This is a genomic window from Thalassospira alkalitolerans (genome assembly GCF_002115745.1).
Taxonomy (GTDB): Bacteria; Pseudomonadota; Alphaproteobacteria; order Rhodospirillales; family Thalassospiraceae; genus Thalassospira; species Thalassospira alkalitolerans.
The window spans coordinates 1-965 of sequence record NZ_JFKB01000051.1 but is presented as its reverse complement, the minus strand read 5'-3'; the positions used below and the strand labels follow the sequence as shown (position 1 = coordinate 965).

Sequence of the window (965 nt, the reverse complement as noted above, 5' to 3'; positions counted from 1 at the left end):
ATGGCATGATCACCATCATGGATCAGGAATATGGAGCCGGCCTGAGAAAAAAGTACTTATCCGAACTGCGCGCGCATTACAGGCGCAAGGGCAGGTCAGCCTGAGTCGCAGTTGTCGCTGTTTTGGTCTTTCAAGGCAGTCGGTTTACCAACTCCTGCAACGTCGGCGACAGCACCAGGAACATCTTGCGCCGCTCTATGATTGCGTCATGCGCTTGCGACGGCGCATGCCCCGCTTGGGGACGCGCAAACTCTATCATTTGCTGCAGGATGATTTGCATCGTCTCGGGATCAGGATAGGGCGAGACCGGCTGTTTGACTGGCTGCGCGAGCATCGCCTCCTGATCCGTCCAAGGAAGAACTATACCAGAACCACCTTCAGCAAGCACTGGATGAGAAAGTATCCGAACCTTTTGGCAGGACACAAACCAAGCCGCCCTGAGCAAGTGTTTGTCAGCGACATAACCTATGTCGAGAGTGACGAGGGTGTGCATTATCTGTCTCTGGTCACGGATGCCTTCTCGCGCAAAATCATGGGGCATATGCTCAGCCACAGCATGGTGGCATCAGAAGTGGTCAAGGCGATGAAGCAGGCCATCGGCAACCGGATCACCTCGGGGCCGCTGATCCATCATTCCGACCGGGGTCTGCAATATTGTTCTGGCTGCTATCAGGATGTTCTCCGGAAACATCAAATCACCCCGTCGATGACGGATGGATATGACTGTTACCAGAACGCTTTGGCCGAGCGCGTCAATGGCATTCTCAAACAGGAGTTCCTCCTGCACCGGTGCAAAACATTCAAAGATCTAGCCAAGCTGGTCAACGAAGCCATCAATGCTTACAATACCATGCGACCGCACATCGCTCTGGCAATGCAAACACCAGAAAGCGTGCATCAAAAAGCCAGCGGATGATTGGCCGCTGGCTTCAGGAAAAACCGTCAACGTATTTTAGGACGGCACA

1 protein-coding gene is annotated in these 965 nt (G+C 53.6%); it reads left to right on the top strand.

From position 1 onward, the window contains the following. On the top strand, positions 1-916 hold a 916-nt coding region (locus tag TALK_RS21855; RefSeq protein ID WP_139833916.1), incomplete at its 5' end, for an IS3 family transposase. Between the last annotated feature and the right edge of the window lie 49 nt (positions 917-965).